This window comes from Hyphomonas chukchiensis (assembly GCF_000682695.1).
In the GTDB taxonomy this organism is placed as follows: domain Bacteria; phylum Pseudomonadota; class Alphaproteobacteria; order Caulobacterales; family Hyphomonadaceae; genus Hyphomonas; species Hyphomonas chukchiensis.
In genome coordinates, this window is the sequence record NZ_AWFG01000030.1 from 124882 (window position 1) to 139205 (window position 14324).

At 64.0% G+C, this 14324-nt stretch carries 19 protein-coding genes; 14 read left to right on the forward strand and 5 right to left on the reverse strand.

The window, feature by feature from the left end; genetic code table 11:
- The first annotated feature begins 9 nt into the window (after positions 1-9).
- Entirely contained in the window at positions 10-549 is a 540-nt protein-coding gene (locus tag HY30_RS11005; RefSeq protein ID WP_034740182.1) for a hypothetical protein, read from the forward strand.
- A 48-nt stretch (positions 550-597) separates the two neighbouring features.
- Positions 598-1422, forward strand: a complete 825-nt coding sequence (locus HY30_RS11010) for a sulfotransferase family protein (protein ID WP_034740183.1) — start codon at positions 598-600, stop codon at positions 1420-1422.
- On the opposite strand, the gene HY30_RS11015 is transcribed toward HY30_RS11010, so the two are convergent.
- Positions 1406-2086 carry a glutathione S-transferase gene (locus HY30_RS11015; RefSeq protein ID WP_034740185.1) on the reverse strand — a complete coding sequence of 227 codons (681 nt, stop codon included), beginning with the start codon at positions 2084-2086 and terminating at the stop codon, positions 1406-1408. The genes HY30_RS11010 and HY30_RS11015 overlap by 17 nt on opposite strands.
- Positions 2083-2382, reverse strand: coding sequence for a YciI family protein (locus HY30_RS11020; protein ID WP_034740187.1), 300 nt, complete (start codon positions 2380-2382; stop codon positions 2083-2085). The genes HY30_RS11015 and HY30_RS11020 overlap by 4 nt, the downstream gene beginning before the upstream one ends.
- Positions 2383-2519: 137 nt before the next feature.
- Between HY30_RS11020 and HY30_RS11025 the strand changes: the two genes are divergently transcribed.
- Together HY30_RS11025 and HY30_RS20590 are read left to right on the forward strand one after the other, a co-directional pair.
- Entirely contained in the window at positions 2520-3125 is a 606-nt protein-coding gene (locus HY30_RS11025; protein ID WP_034740190.1) for a TetR/AcrR family transcriptional regulator, read from the forward strand.
- A 103-nt stretch (positions 3126-3228) separates the two neighbouring features.
- The gene (locus tag HY30_RS20590) at positions 3229-3354 is read left to right on the forward strand and encodes a hypothetical protein (protein WP_277812973.1); all 126 of its coding nucleotides are present in this window, start codon (positions 3229-3231) and stop codon (positions 3352-3354) included.
- Between the two features lie 10 nt (positions 3355-3364).
- On the opposite strand, the gene tsaD is transcribed toward HY30_RS20590, so the two are convergent.
- Positions 3365-4471, reverse strand: coding sequence for a tRNA (adenosine(37)-N6)-threonylcarbamoyltransferase complex transferase subunit TsaD (gene tsaD / locus HY30_RS11030; protein WP_155839308.1), 1107 nt, complete (start codon positions 4469-4471; stop codon positions 3365-3367).
- A 142-nt stretch (positions 4472-4613) separates the two neighbouring features.
- Positions 4614-6419, reverse strand: coding sequence for a translation elongation factor 4 (gene lepA, locus HY30_RS11035; RefSeq protein ID WP_034740191.1), 1806 nt, complete (start codon positions 6417-6419; stop codon positions 4614-4616).
- Between the two features lie 158 nt (positions 6420-6577).
- Between lepA and HY30_RS11040 the strand changes: the two genes are divergently transcribed.
- From HY30_RS11040 to ruvB, 9 genes are all read left to right on the forward strand, one after another.
- Positions 6578-7468 carry a hypothetical protein gene (locus HY30_RS11040; protein WP_034740194.1) on the forward strand — a complete coding sequence of 297 codons (891 nt, stop codon included), beginning with the start codon at positions 6578-6580 and terminating at the stop codon, positions 7466-7468.
- Positions 7469-8239, forward strand: a complete 771-nt coding sequence (locus tag HY30_RS11045) for a hypothetical protein (RefSeq protein ID WP_034740196.1) — start codon at positions 7469-7471, stop codon at positions 8237-8239. It begins immediately after the preceding gene.
- A 68-nt stretch (positions 8240-8307) separates the two neighbouring features.
- Positions 8308-8745 carry a protease inhibitor I42 family protein gene (locus HY30_RS11050; RefSeq protein ID WP_034740198.1) on the forward strand — a complete coding sequence of 146 codons (438 nt, stop codon included), beginning with the start codon at positions 8308-8310 and terminating at the stop codon, positions 8743-8745.
- Positions 8746-8751: 6 nt separating this feature from the next.
- Positions 8752-9852 carry an aromatic ring-hydroxylating oxygenase subunit alpha gene (locus tag HY30_RS11055; RefSeq protein ID WP_034740200.1) on the forward strand — a complete coding sequence of 367 codons (1101 nt, stop codon included), beginning with the start codon at positions 8752-8754 and terminating at the stop codon, positions 9850-9852.
- A 127-nt stretch (positions 9853-9979) separates the two neighbouring features.
- Complete coding sequence (locus HY30_RS11060) at positions 9980-10564, forward strand: fasciclin domain-containing protein (protein WP_034740201.1); 585 nt, start codon at positions 9980-9982, stop codon at positions 10562-10564.
- A 124-nt stretch (positions 10565-10688) separates the two neighbouring features.
- Positions 10689-11192 carry a crossover junction endodeoxyribonuclease RuvC gene (gene ruvC / locus HY30_RS11065; RefSeq protein ID WP_034740203.1) on the forward strand — a complete coding sequence of 168 codons (504 nt, stop codon included), beginning with the start codon at positions 10689-10691 and terminating at the stop codon, positions 11190-11192.
- Positions 11193-11301: 109 nt separating this feature from the next.
- Entirely contained in the window at positions 11302-11928 is a 627-nt protein-coding gene (gene ruvA / locus HY30_RS11070) for a Holliday junction branch migration protein RuvA (protein ID WP_199286283.1), read from the forward strand.
- On the forward strand, positions 11925-12257 hold the full coding sequence (locus tag HY30_RS11075; protein WP_034740205.1) for a hypothetical protein: 333 nt from the start codon (positions 11925-11927) through the stop codon (positions 12255-12257). The genes ruvA and HY30_RS11075 overlap by 4 nt, the downstream gene beginning before the upstream one ends.
- Positions 12254-13282, forward strand: a complete 1029-nt coding sequence (gene ruvB, locus HY30_RS11080; RefSeq protein WP_034740206.1) for a Holliday junction branch migration DNA helicase RuvB — start codon at positions 12254-12256, stop codon at positions 13280-13282. Before HY30_RS11075 ends, ruvB begins: the two co-directional genes overlap by 4 nt.
- Here the strand turns inward: ruvB and HY30_RS11085 are convergent, their stop codons facing one another.
- Positions 13283-13648 carry a DUF983 domain-containing protein gene (locus HY30_RS11085; RefSeq protein WP_034740208.1) on the reverse strand — a complete coding sequence of 122 codons (366 nt, stop codon included), beginning with the start codon at positions 13646-13648 and terminating at the stop codon, positions 13283-13285.
- A gap of 110 nt (positions 13649-13758) precedes the next feature.
- Between HY30_RS11085 and HY30_RS11090 the strand changes: the two genes are divergently transcribed.
- Positions 13759-14310, forward strand: coding sequence for a lipocalin family protein (locus HY30_RS11090; protein ID WP_034740211.1), 552 nt, complete (start codon positions 13759-13761; stop codon positions 14308-14310).
- The last annotated feature ends 14 nt before the right edge of the window (positions 14311-14324 follow it).

Genomic DNA, 14324 nt, shown 5'->3' on the forward strand with positions numbered 1-14324 from the left:
ACATTTGCCATGCAGTTCATTCTTGGCATCCTCACCCTTCTTGTGGCCATCGGCGTCTGGTCGTGGCGCCTGCGCATGGCGCGGGATGGCGCGCGTGAGGCGGCAGACCTCGCCCGCACAGCGGCAAACCTGCCCCGGCGCCTGGCATTCAAATACCGGGCGGGCCGCAACGGCCTCGACCTGATCGATGATCCCCGCGAGGCTGCGGCGATCATGATGATGGAAATTGCGCGGGCGCGGGGCGGGCCGCTGACCGACCGCCAGAGCGATGTGATCTCCGAGGAGATGATTCGTCATTTCAAATTCTCGCTGGACGAGGCCCATGAACTCGTCGCGCATGCCGCCTGGGTCACCAACAAGGCGCCTCTGCCACAGGAAACGATGCGCCGGCTCAGCCAGAAGATCGTGGCCGACAAGTATCTGGGGCCCAAGGAAGTGGTCGATCTTGATTCCATGCTTGTCGCCGTGTCCGAGGCGGAAGGCGCGCCGACACGGGACCAGCTCTCCCTGCTGCAGGTGTTCCGCGACAAGGCTGGCCTCAGGACATGACCCGCCTGTCAGTTGCGCGATGCCTGACACGGTTGTAGGGGCAAAAAGATGAGCCAGACCCTGCCTGCCGCCTATCGCGCCCGTGTCCGCAATGACAACTGGCACAATTATTCCGTGCTGCGCCACGGCGCCTTTGACGGCATGCTGGTCACGTCAAAGAATTCCGGCACGCACTGGCTGAAATACATGCTGGCTATCGCCATTGCCGATACGCATGGCATCGAGCGCCCGAAATACTTCTCCGAGAATGCGGTGCGGCCCTATATCGGCTGGCCGAAGGACAAGCCGGTCTTCCCGCAGATCCCGCGCCTTGCCTTCAGCCATACGATCCCGCACCGGCTGGCCGACTGGGGCTGGGCGCGGCGCCTCGCCAGCCTGCCGCCCTATGTGCTGGCCGTGCGCCACCCGATGGCCATTCTCGCCAGCCACCATGCCAAATGGGAATATGACATCCAGGTCGACTGGATGACCTATCTCGAGGGCGACCCGGCGGGCAAACAGTATCGCTGCGACATCTACTGGCTCGCCCGGTTCTGGAACCGCTGGGGCGACGTGCGCCATGACGCGCCGGGCCTGATCCTCAATGTCCATTACGAGGACACGCAAAAGGATGCCCGCGCCGTGCTGGAAGCGGTGGCCGATCACTGGTCGCTGGAACTGGCACCGGATGCGATCGACGCCGCGCTGGCGGCCGGCACGAAGTCCGAAATGGCGAAACATACCGACCCCGAAGCCGAGCCCAATGTGCTGCAGAACCGCAAGACCTCGCTGGAGGAACTGTTCACCGGACCGGCCATGGACCTCTACCGCAAACAGGTGCGCGCCCTGTTCCGGCACGATCTCGGCTACGACCTCTTCACGCCTCCGGCTTGAGCGATCCGCTTGAACGACCATCGGGGCCATACTTGATCCACCAGGGCTCGGCCCTGGCCTGTTCTTCCAGTGTCAGGAATTTCGCATCCGTGAGCACGGCGTCGGCATAGGCCTGCGCGGCGGGGCTGAGCGGCAGGCCATAGGTGCGGAAACGGGTCACAACGGGGGCGTAGAAGGCATCCGCCGCGCTCCATTGGCCGAACAGGAACGGGCCATCCTCGCCAAAGCGCATGCGCAGGTCGCACCAGAGCGCATCGACGCGGGCAATGTCGGCCGCGAGCGCGGGTGTCATCTCGGGCGTCGCTTCGCGGCCGCGAATGTCCATCGGGCAGTCCTTGCGCAAAGCCGGGAAGCCGGCATGCATTTCGGACGCGGCGGCGCGGGCAATGGCGCGGGCGGCAGCGTCTTCCGGCCAGACCTGGCCCGGTTCCGCCCATTCCGCGATCCATTCGGTGATCGCAAGGCTTTCCCACACGGTCTGCCCATCCCACAGCAGCAGGGGCACTTTCGCCGTCGGGCTGATCTCTTTCAGCTTGGCATTCGTGTCCGGGAAATCGAGCGGCACGATCACCTCTTCCACCGGCAGGCTGACATGGCGGGCGACCAGCAGCGGCCGGATCGACCAGCTGGAATAATTGAGGTTGCCGAGGACGAGCTGTCTCATGCGGGCTTGCCTTCGCCGATGGCCCAGCGGACCTCATTGATGCGAACCTCGCCGAAGACGCCGGCCTTGGAATAGGGGTCTGCCGCCGAGAAGGCCTTGGCGGCATCGAGACTGTCGGCCTGCAGCAGGAAGACCGAGCCGATCATCGTCTCGCCATCGTCTGCCAGCAGCGGGCCGGCCATGCGCACGGCCGGGCCATTGCCTGCGACCCATTCCAGATGGGCACTGCGCGTTGCGGCCCGCAGCGCGGCGCCGCCGTCTTTCTTGTCGAGGCAGTGAAGGCAGAACAGCGGCATGGGGGTCTCTCCGGGCAGGTTTGAGTGTCGCAACGCCTATGGCATACTGGACGTGCGCTGCCTACTCTCGGAGCCTTTGCGCGAATATTCGCTGAATGAATCATTGATCCTTCAGGATTTGATAGTATGGTTTTCGCATGAATGACACGACAGATACCCGCCAGCAGATCCTCGAAGCCGCCATGGAGCGCATCCATCACTATGGATACGGCAAGACGACCATGTCTGAAATTGCCCGCGACTGCAGCATGTCGGCGGGCAATATCTACCGCTTCTTTGCTTCCAAGATCGATATTGCCGAGGCCATGGCGCGCAAGTTCAACGCCAAGGTTTTCGAGGATTATGCGGCCATCGCCCGCAAGAAGACCTCGGCCTCAGCACGGCTGAGAGAGTTTTTCGAGATGAGTCTCGACCGCACGTTCAAGGCCATTGAAGAAGATGCGAAAATTCTCGAAGTCGCCAATGTGCTGAAACAGGAACGCCCGCTTTATTTCAACGAACAGCTGGCCCAGGAGCGCGTCTACCTGGTGCAGATCCTGAATGACGGCGCCCAGACAGGCGAGTTCCGCCCGCTCGACCGGCCGGAGGAAACCGCCGAATACATGCAGGCGGCGCTGATGAAATTCCGTTTCCCTCAGCTGTTTTCCGCCCTCTCCCTGCCGAAATTGCAGCGCGAGCTGGTCGGCGTTCTCGACCTTCTCCTGGCCGCGCTTTCCTGTGGCGCCAGCACACCGGATAGATAACAAATCCTAAACGCTGAATAAAATTGAATTTGTTCATTGATTATTTTTCAGGGCCTGCTATATGAGGGTCATGGAAGACTATGGTGCCTTCCAGAAGACCTTAATGAGCGATCCAATGACCCTCTCGAAAACCGAAGCACGCCAGTCCCTCTACGCCCTGCTTGCAGCCATCCCGTTCGCCGCTGCCATCATGGCCGCAACGTTCGCCCTCGCTGAATTTGCAGTATAGTGGTGCCTGATCAGGCCTTGGCACCCTTGAGCCCCGTGGCATAAGCCGGATCCAGCGTCGCCGACGCTTCATCCAGCGGCCAGCGGGGTCTCGCCCCGGCGCCAAGGTCCCCGATCCCCTCGATCCCGCCAGCGGCCATCCGCTCGGCCCCGACAAGGGCGATCATCGCGGCATTGTCCGTACAGTGCCGCAGCGGCGGCGCGAACAGCTCCCCGCCAAATGCCTTAGCTTCCGCTTCCAGCGCCGTGCGGATCGCCTTGTTTGAGGCCACCCCGCCCGCCAGCACGAAGCGCAGGCTTTCTCCCTCACCCGGATCAAACGCCTCGAGTGCCCGGCGCGCCTTGCCGGCCAGCACATCGCAGACGGCTGCCTGGAAACTGGCGCACAGGTCTGCGAGGCGTTCCTCCGTCAGCGGCGCTTCGGCGGCGGCGCGGGCGACGGCGGTCTTCAGGCCGGCAAAGCTCATGTCGAGGCCGGGCCGGTTCATCAGCGGGCGGGGGAAATCAAACGCTTTCGGATTGCCGGTCTTCGCAAGCCGCTCCACCGCTGGCCCGCCCGGAAAGCCGAGACCCAGCAGTTTCGCCGTCTTGTCGAACGCTTCGCCCACGGCATCGTCAATGGTCGAGCCAAGCCGCTTGTACTGGCCAAGCCCGCGCACTTCGAGAAACTGGCAATGCCCGCCGGAGACGAGCAGCAGCAGGTAAGGAAACGCGCAGTCGCCGCCGAGCCGGGGGCTGAGGGCGTGGCCTTCCAGATGGTTGACCGCGATGAAGGGCTTGCCCGCCGCCTGCGCGATGGCCTTGCCGGTCATCATGCCCACCAGCACCCCGCCAATCAGGCCGGGGCCGGACGTCGCTGCCACGCCGTCGAGCGCGTCATAGCCGATGCCAGCCTCGCGCATCGCGGCAGCCACCGTCCTGTCCGCAATCTCCGCATGCGCCCGCGCCGCAATCTCCGGCACGACGCCCTGATAGGGCGCATGCTCTTCCAACTGCGTATGGATCACGTCCGAGAGCAGCGTCACTTTGCCGTCCTCAAGACGCAGGACCGCCGCCGCCGTCTCATCGCAGGAGGATTCAATACCGAGGATTGTGAGGGCGTTGGTCATGCGCCGCATGTAGGCCCGGACGGGGAGATTGGGAAGGGCGGGGTCATGTATGCTGGTTCCACTCACGCCGCAGTCCCGGCGAACGCCGGGACCTCAGGCAATAGGAGAAAGACCCCGGCTTTCGCCAGGGATGCGGAGGTGGAGGAGGGAACTAGTCGTTATCCATCCGCAGGGCAGCCACAAAGGCTTCCTGCGGTATCTCGACCTTGCCGAACTGGCGCATGCGCTGCTTGCCCTTCTTCTGTTTTTCCAGAAGCTTTTTCTTGCGGGTGGCGTCGCCGCCATAGCATTTGGCGGTCACGTCCTTGCGCATGGCCGAGATGGTTTCGCGGGCCACGACGCGGCCACCGATGGCGGCCTGGATCGGGATCTTGAACATCTGGCGCGGGATCAGGTCCTTCAACCGTTCGCACATCTGGCGGCCCCGACTTTCGGCCCGGTCGCGGTGGACCAGCATGGCGAGCGCGTCGACCGGCTCTTCATTGACGAGGATCTGCAGCTTCACGAGGTTCTCGGCGCGGTGGCCGACGATCTCGTAGTCGAAGCTGGCATAGCCGCGGCTGATGGATTTCAGGCGGTCATAGAAGTCGAACACGACTTCGTTGAGCGGCAGTTCGTATTTCACCATGGCCCGGCCCCCGACATAGGACAGCTCTTTCTGCACGCCGCGGCGGTCCTGACAGAGTTTCAGGATCGCGCCGAGATATTCGTCGGGCGTGTAGATGGTCGCATTGATCCACGGTTCGCGGATCTCGGCCACTTTCACCACGTCCGGCATGTCGGCCGGGTTGTGCAGCTCGATCTCGGTGCCGTCGGTCATCGTGATCTCGTAGACAACGCTTGGCGCGGTCGCGATCAGGTCGAGGTCGAACTCGCGGCTGAGGCGTTCCTGGATGATTTCGAGGTGCAAGAGGCCAAGGAAGCCACAGCGGAAACCCATGCCGAGCGCGGCGCTGGTTTCCATTTCCCACGTGAAGCTCGCATCATTGAGGCGCAGCTTGCCCATGGCGGCGCGCAGGTCGTCAAAGTCGCCTGCGTCCATCGGGAAGAGGCCGCAGAAGACGACCGGCTGGACTTCCTTATAGCCCGGCAGGGCCTTCTCGCACGGGCGCTTGTCTTCGGTGATCGTGTCGCCCACCGCCGTCTCGCCGACTTCCTTGATCGAGGCGACGAAATAGCCGACCTCGCCCGGGCCGAGCGCGTCGGTTTCGGTGAGCTTGGGATTGAACGTGCCGACCTTGTCGATCTCGTAGACGCCGCCGGTGCGCATCATACGGATGGATTGCTTCGGCTTCAGCACGCCGTCATGGATGCGCACGATGACGACGACACCGAGATAGGGGTCGTAATAGGCGTCAACGAGCGCCGCCTTGAGGGGCTTTGTGGCATCGCCGTCGCGCGGCGGCGGCAGGCGCTTGACGATGGCTTCCAGCACGTCGGGAATGCCAAGGCCGGTCTTGGCCGAGGTTTCGACCGCGTCGGAGGCATCAAGGCCGATGACATCCTCGATTTGGTCCTTCACGCGCTGCACGTCAGCGGCGGGCAGGTCGACCTTGTTGAGCACGGGCACGATCTCGTGGTTCTGGTCGATGGCCTGATAGACGTTAGCCAGCGTCTGCGCCTCGACGCCCTGAGAGGCGTCAACGATCAGCAGCGAGCCTTCGCAGGCGGCGAGGCAACGGCTGACTTCATAGGCAAAGTCGACATGGCCCGGCGTGTCCATCAGGTTCAGCGTATAGGTCTCGCCGTCATTCGCCGTGTAATCGAGCCGCACGGTCTGGGCCTTGATCGTGATGCCGCGTTCTTTCTCGATCTCCATCGTGTCGAGCACCTGGGCGCTCATTTCACGGTCGGTCAGGCCGCCGCAGGCCTGGATCAGGCGGTCAGCGAGCGTCGACTTGCCATGGTCGATATGGGCGATGATCGAGAAGTTACGGATTTTGTCGCGTGGGGTCATGCTGGCGCATATAGCGGCGCTTGGACCGCACGGGAAGTGGGCATGGACCGCCCCGGTCGCAGCGGGAACTGGCTTTTCGCCTTGAAGCTGCCACATCAATCCCCCAAACAGATTAGGGCAAAGGTGTTAACAGGGGCGAATCGTGGGATTTAAGTCCAATGAGCACTGATACGACTGGCCGGTCACCGTCTTCCCTGCAGGTTGTCCCTGGACAGGCTGAGCTGAAAGCCACCCAGATTCCTGACGAAGGCCAGCCGCCGGCCATGCCGCCCACGTCGAGCGAGCAGGCACAGATCCTTGAGCGCCAGTTCGCGCGCCGCATGGAGGCCGTCGACACCCGCTGGAGCCCGCGTCAGACCACGCTGCGCGACCAGCTGCACCACACAAACGAGATCTGGGACGATATCCAGGCCAGCGAAGAGCGCCAGCCGCGCTATTCCTCGCCCTGGTTCTACTGGCCCTTCATGGTGGCGCTCGCCGTCGCCGAAGTGCCGATCAACCGGTTCAGCTTCGAGCTGTTCTTTCAGGAGAGCCCGGCAGTCGCCCTGCTTGTCTCGTTCCTTGTCGGCGGCCTGCTGGTCACGCTGGCCCACAGGCTGGGCATGATGATGTGCCGGTTCGGCTATAACAAGAAGCGCAAGAACTGGTGGGGCGAGGTGCTGCAGATCGCGGCCGTCGTGCTGCTGATCGTGGCGCTGGCCTATGGCGTGTCGATCCTGCGGCAGGGCTATCTGGCCTTCATCACGCAGCCGGAAATGGGCTTCGGGCAGGCCCTCGAGAACCAGCAATATGGCGGCGCGGCGATCATGGCGCTCAAGGGCGGACTGGGCCTTGATGGCTGGATCTTCCTGCTGATCAACCTCGCGGTTGTCGCTGTCGGTGTCTCGGCCGCCTATTTCTGCCATGACCCGCATCCCGATTTCGAACGCGTCGATCGCAAGAAGCACAAGCTGGAGAAGCAGGCCGCCCGGATGCAGGCCAAGCGCGCTGACGAGGAAGCCGTCGAGAAGCGCCGCTTTGCCAACCAGATGCGCAGGCTCGGCGCCTGAATGCGGCGGGTGTTGCTGGCAGTTGCGCTTGTCCTTGCGGGCTGCTCCGGCTCGTCCGGCAGCGAGCCGGGCGCGCAGGCCGCTGGCTATTGCGCCTTCGGCAAGACATCCTCCCTGTTCCTGATCGACCAGACGACGCCCTATGACGACACAGACCGCGCGGTGATTTCCGAGAGCATCGGCACGGTGGTCGACCAGCTTGGGCCCGGAGACCGCATCGTGCTGGCAACGATCGGCGAGCATTACACCCAGTCGGCCCGCCTGATTAATGCCTGCAAGCCCGGCTGCCCGGACGGGCAGGGCGCCCTCGATTCCATGATGGGCGGCTGCAGCAGCATGAAGGCGCTGGCCGACGAACGCCAGTTCATGGGCAGCCTCGCGCAGACATTGCGCCCCGCCGTACAAGGCTCGTCCTCCGCCGATCATTCGGCGATCATGTCGACCATCGCGCAATGGACGCAGGCGCCGCCCGGCGACCAGCCCTTCACCCATGTCTACATTTTCTCCGACATGCTGGAGAACAGTCAGGCCGTGCCGTGGACCGAGTTCCGCTCAATGGCGCCGGACGCCGCCCTGAAAGTGGCCGAGAAGTTCAATTACCTGCCCGCCGTGCGCGGCGCCGATGTCCGCATTGTCGGCTTTGGCCGCTCGCACAATCCCGGCCGTCCGCCGCTTGAGCCGGAACTGGACGCGCGCCTGCGGGAATTCTGGGCCGAATACTTCCGCGAAGGCGGCGCCTCGGTGACCTTCGAGGGCGCGATCCGGAACTGATACGGAATTGGACGTAATGGCGCGGTGCGCTATGCCTGCTAAGGACAATGCATGCCGGAGGAGATCACATGCTGCTGCGCCCCCTATTCGTGCTTGCCCTTGCGGGCAGCGTGCTGGGCGCCTGTGCCCGGCTCCCGGCCCAGCCGGTGACCGAAATGGCCGATGGCATGCTCTATGCGGGTGTCGAACAGGATGGCAGCGCCGTGGCGATGCAGGTCGGTCAGACCCTGCGCATCGAGCTCGAAACCATTCCCACGGCCGGCTATGTCTGGGAGATCGTGGACAAGCCCGATTTCCTTGACCTTGTGGCCGAGAACACCCGCCCGACCCATCCGGAAGTCCAGAACCAGGAAGGCTTTACCGGCGGCAACCATTTCATGGCGTTTGACCTGAAGGCGACCGCGCCGGGCAAGGCGACGATCAATATGCTCAATCACCGGCCCTGGGAGGCCGGTGAAACGATCGGCACCTGGCGCATGGACGTCACGGTCACACCAGCGCAATAAGGGCCCATGGCAGACACCCAGACCTCTCCGGCTCCACGCCTCGGCATCACGGATGACGGCTATCTCACCGATTGCTGGTATCTCGCCGCGCCCTCGTCTGAGCTGAAGCCGGGCAAGCAGCACCGCATCATGATGCTGGGCGAACCGGTTGTCGTGGGCCGCACGCCCGCAGGCGAGGCCTTTGCGCTGCGCGATATCTGCCCGCACCGGCTGGTGCCGCTCTCGGCGGGCAAGCAGCTGGAGACCGATGGCGAGTGGACGCTGCAATGCCCCTATCATGGCTGGCGCTTCGGCACGGATGGCGGCTGCAAGCTGATGCCGAGCCTCACCGACGACAGCACCTACGATCCTTCAAAAGTGAAAGTGCGCCGCTATCCGGTGCACGAGGCCAATGGCGCGGTCTTCATCTATATCGCCCATAACCCGCGCGTTGACGCGCCGCCCGCCGTGCCGCCGCCGGATTTCGGTCCGCTGCCGGACAAGCCCGGCTTTGTCATCCATGACGTGTTCAATGCCCACATGGACGATGCCGTCGTCGGCCTGATGGACCCTGCGCATGTGCCCTTCGTGCATAATCAATGGTGGTGGCGCCCGCCGTCGGTTGGCCTGAAGCTGAAAGAGAAACAGTTCGTGCCTGCGCTGCGCGGCTGGGCGATTGACCGCCACCGGCCCTCGTCCAACTCGCTGCTCTATCGCTGGGTGTTCGGCGGCAATGTCGAAACCGAGATCATCTTCCAGCTGCCCGGCTTTCGCTGGGAGATCGTCTCGAACGAAACCGCCCGCCTGCTGACGCTCACCTGCCTGACGCCGGAAGGCCCCAAACGCACACGGATCACCCAGTTCACCTGGTGGACAGGCGCGCCGCTCTTGCGCCTCGCGGTGCCCATCGCCAAACCGGCAGGCCGCAAGTTCCTGCGCCAGGATGGCGACATGGTCGACCTGCAGAATCAGGGCATGGCGCACCAGAAGGCGATGCTCTGGATCGACGATATCGACGTGCAGGCCAAATGGTACCAGCGCCTCAAGCGCGAATGGGTCGAGGCCCGCTCCGAGGGCCGCGACTTCGCCAACCCCATAGAGCCACGCGTGCTGAAATGGATGAGCTGACCGCCCGGCCGGAACCAATCCTGCCATCCTCGCGTTTTACCCTCAGCCGCTCGGATAAGCGAAGCGGACCCATTTGACAGCGCGATTTCCTGAACCACCGCGCGCGTCCTGACTTGAGGATACACCCATGAAGACCCTGCTCCTGACGACGATTGCTGCCAGCGCGCTTTTCCTGGTGGCCTGTTCCGACAAGACCGAAACCGTCACCGAAACGCCTGCAGCGACGCCCGCCGAAACGGTCGAGACAATGCCAGGCGAGACAGAAGCAACCCCGGTTGAGCCGGTGGCCCTGCCAACGCTGGTCGATGTGCTGGGCTCCAGCCCTGATTTCTCGACCCTTGTCGCCGCCATTGGCGCGGCTGACCTGACCGACACCCTCTCTGGCCCCGGCACCTATACAATCTTTGCGCCCACGAACGAGGCCTTCGCGGCGATGGACCCGGCCATGCTGGAAGACCTGATGAAGCCGGAAAACAAGGACAAGCTGGTCACCGTGCTCAGCTATCATGTCGTCCCCGGCAAGCTCAGCTCGTCCGACCTCGCCGGCAAGTCCGAGCCGCTGGCGTCCTTGAACAACAAGGACATGCTGGTCGATGGCACCGGCGATAACCTGATGGTCAACACGGCCACCGTGAAGATGGGCGATATCGAAGCCTCCAATGGCGTCATCCACGTGATCGACACCGTCCTGCTGCCACGCTTCGAGGAATAGGCTTTCCCGTCATGCCATTTGCGGCCGTGTCTCACCAAAGGCGCGGCCGTTTTTGTGCTGAAGCAGGAACAAATGGGGAAAATGCAAGCTGTCATTAACCTCGCTGCCTGATAGGGTAGGCGCCATGACAGCGACGATTCGTATCCTCGGGATTGATCCGGGCCTTCGCCATACTGGCTGGGGCGTGATCGAGCAGACCGGCGCCCGGCTGCAGCACGTGGCCCACGGCATCATCTCGGTTGATCCGAACCTGCCCATGTCGGAGCGGCTCGGCGGCATCTTCGAGGCGGTGGGCGAACTGGCGCGCCATCACGCGCCGCATGCCTCCGGCGTTGAGGAAACCATCGTCAACGCCAACCCCCGTTCGGCCCTGAAACTGGGCCAGGCGCGCGGCGCGGCCATGGCGGCGCTGGCCATGGCGGGCATCAGCGTGGCCGAGTTTGCCCCGCGCAAGATCAAGCTTTCCGTGGTCGGCACGGGCACGGCCGACAAGACGCAGGTCATGTTCATGGTCAAACGCCTCTTGCCCCGCGCAGGCGAGATGAAGGAAGACGCCGCCGATGCGCTCGCCTGCGCCATCTGCGCCGCCCACCATATGCCTTTGGAGATGAAGCGGGGCGCAGCATGACCGTGAAGTTTGCATCGCCCGGCTCGCCCTTCGACTTCGCTCAGGGTGAGCCTGATATGAACGCTCATCCTGAGCTAAGTCGAAGGACGGGCGCGGGGAGCGCTGATCTATGATTATCGGCCGTCTCACCGGAACGATTGCGGCCATGGGCTTGGATCATGTGCTGATCGACGTGAACGGCGTCGGCTATGTCTGCCAGGCGGGCACGCGCCTCTTGGCGCGGGTGCATGCGGGCGAGACGGCCGTCCTGCATGTCGAGACCAAGGTGACGGAAGCGGCGATCACGCTCTATGCCTTCGGAACGGACGAGGAACGGGCATGGTTTGTCCGCTTGCAGGACGTGCATGGGGTGGCGGGTAAGGCCGCAATGGCCATTCTTGACGCGCTGACGCCTGCCGAACTGATGGATGCCATCGCCCTCGGCGACGCTCGCGTGCTGGAGCGCGCCAAGGGCGTCGGCAAGAAACTCGCCGAGCGGATCGTGCTCGATCTCTCCGGCAAGGCGCCACCCATGGGCCGGTTCGGGCGCTTCGACGCGGCAAGCGCCGCGGGCATGGCAACGGCGCCAGCTGCAGCCGCCACAACAGGCCCGCGGTCCGAGGCCATCTCGGCGCTGGTCAATCTCGGCTACACGCAAGGCGATGCCGCCCGTGCAGTTGCCGCAGCAGCTTCCACCACGGATGACAAGGAGGTCGGCCCGCTGGTAAAGGCGGCGCTGAAGGAACTGTCGCGATGAGATACATCCAGAACCGCAAGACCTATCACGTTCCCGAGCAGGAACTGTTCTTCATTGCCGATCACCCGGAAAAGCCCGTCGGTACACGCGAGATCGACAATGTCATGATCGAGACATCGCGCAGCGGGCGCAATTCCATGGGCGTCATCAACCGCGATGTGCAGGGGTCCGGCTCCATCCTCGTCAACCTGACGGACATTCTCGCCGCACGGGGCGAAGAGACGATGACGATCTGGCTGAAGAATGGCGATCGTCTGGAAGACGTGCCGATCTCGCAGCTGACGCTGAAGACGCTTGTGCGCGAGTTCGGGAGCGGGGAGCCGGCATGAGCCGAGAGGGCGAACTCTCCGATCCCAATGCGCAGGGCGGCGACGCGCTGGACCGCGCGCTGCGTCCGCAGACGTTCGACGATTATGTCGGCCAGCGCAAAGCCAAGTCGAACCTGAAAGTCTATGTCGACGCCGCGCGCGGGCGCAGCGAGGCGCTGGACCATGTGCTGCTGTTCGGCCCGCCGGGCCTCGGCAAGACAACGCTGGCGCAGATCCTGGCGCGGGAAATGGGCGTCGGTTTCCGGGCGACATCAGGCCCGGTGATCGCCAAGGCGGGCGACCTCGCCGCGATCCTCACCAATCTTGAGCCGAACGATGTTCTCTTCATTGACGAGATCCACCGCCTGCCGGCTATCGTGGAGGAGATCCTCTACCCGGCGATGGAGGACTATGCCCTCGATATCGTGATCGGGGAGGGGCCTTCGGCGCGCTCGGTACGGCTGGACCTGTCACCCTTCACCTTGGTCGGCGCGACGACGCGGGCAGGCCTCCTGGCAACGCCGCTGCGCGACCGGTTCGGCATTCCGCTGAGGCTCGAATTCTACGAGCCGGAAGAGCTGGCGCGCATCGTCATGGCGGCGGCGCGCAAGCTGGGCGCGGCGATTACCGAAGATGGCGCGGTCGAAATTGCCAGCCGGGCGCGGGGCACGCCGCGCATCGCGCTGCGGCTCCTGCGACGCGTGCGTGACTTTGCCGAAGCCGAGGGCGCGAAGATCGATTCCGCCGCGGCGGGCCGCGCGCTGAAGCGGCTCGAGATCGACTCTGATGGCCTCGATGCGCTCGACCGTCGCTATCTGCATGCGCTGGTGAAGACCTATGCGGGCGGCCCCGTGGGCGTCGAGACGCTGGCGGCGGCGCTGTCAGAGGCGCGGGATGCCGTGGAAGACGTGATCGAGCCTTACCTCATGCAGAAAGGCTATGTCGCGCGCACGCCGCGCGGACGCACGGCGGCGCCGCTGGCCTATGAGCGGCTCGGCCTGCCCGTGCCGGGCGGTGTCCAGTCCGGCCTGTTCGGGGAGAAATAGTCAGTCCGTTCCCATCAGCTGCATGCGCCAGAGCAGGCCGATGAAGCCGCCCTTGATAGGCGGCAGCAGGAAGAGGACGGCGCCAATCGCGAACGCACCAAGCGCCAGGAGGCTGATCCAGAGCGGGGCGGGCGATTTCATCGACACAATGAACGAGAGCGGGGCCAGCAGGGGCCCGAGGATCAGCACGGTCAGCCAGGGAGGACCGTCCTCTGCCCGGATCAGGCCTGTCGGTTCGCCGCAATGGGAACAGGTTGGTTCCTGCCGCAAATAGCCCGAGAAGAGACGCCCCTTGCCGCAGGCCGGGCAGCGACCGCGCAGGCCGCGCAGGATGGGGGTCAGGCCGGGGTCTGAGGGTTGCGTCATATGGGTCTCCGGCAGGATGTGTCCTGCTTTGCACGTCAGGCAGCCGCTGGCCAGTCAGGCTTGCAACCGAATGCCTCATGACTGCGTATACGGCGCAGGAGACCCAATTCATGATCAAGCATTTGCTCACCGCCTCACTCGCCAGCCTCGTCCTGAGCGCCTGTATCAGCCAGCCGGACTATCGCGCGCAGGAAACCGCGCCGCCGACCGTGCCGAATGTCGACTTGGATAAGTATGCCGGCCTCTGGTACGAGATTGCGCGTTATCCCAACAGTTTCGAGAAGGATTGCGCCGGTGTCACGGCGGAATATGCCCGGCGCGAGGATGGCCGCATCAGCGTCACCAATACGTGCCACAAGGGCAGCCCGGACGGGAAAGTGAAAGTGGCCGAAGGCGTCGCGCGGGTCGTTGAAGGCTCGGGCAATGCGCGGCTGAAGGTCAAGTTCGCGCCGTCATGGGTGCCGTTCGCCTGGGGCGATTACTGGATCCTGCATCTCGAGCCGAACTATTCGGCCGTGCTGGTCGGAGACCCGAGCGGAAAGTACCTCTGGATCCTCGCCCGCGACAAAGCGCTGGATGGCGACACGCTGGCGCGCATCAAGGCGCGCGCCGAAGCGCTGGGCTACAAGACCGACCCATTGGTGATGACCGATCAGGGATGATCTGCTAACGCGAA